The organism is Paraburkholderia sp. NMBU_R16, from assembly GCF_013282575.1.
Classification (GTDB): Bacteria; Pseudomonadota; Gammaproteobacteria; order Burkholderiales; family Burkholderiaceae; genus Trinickia.
In genome coordinates, this window is record NZ_JAAAYE010000540.1 from 1 (window position 1) to 243 (window position 243).

Below are 243 nucleotides of genomic sequence, written 5' to 3' on the forward strand. Positions count from 1 at the left end.
CATGATCTCAATGCCGGCCAGGATGATGCGCGCGCACCGGAAATCCTTGAATCCCATTATCGGTTTGATGAGGCTTTGTTCAGCAGCCACTTGCGGGGCGGCAGGGTGTCGGGTAAAAAGAGTGCGGGGATCTATCGGACGGGTGAGCTTTCATGCCTTACAAGGCGAGACTGAAGACGGGTGAGGCGCGCAAACGAGCCAAGCCGCGCTATGCGGTCACGAACGCGCATGAGTACAACGAGA

At 57.6% G+C, this 243-nt stretch carries 1 pseudogene; it reads right to left on the reverse strand.

The features are described 5' to 3' along the window. Positions 1-84, reverse strand: a pseudogene (locus tag GWC77_RS29025) (IS6 family transposase); the annotation flags it as partial. Between the last annotated feature and the right edge of the window lie 159 nt (positions 85-243).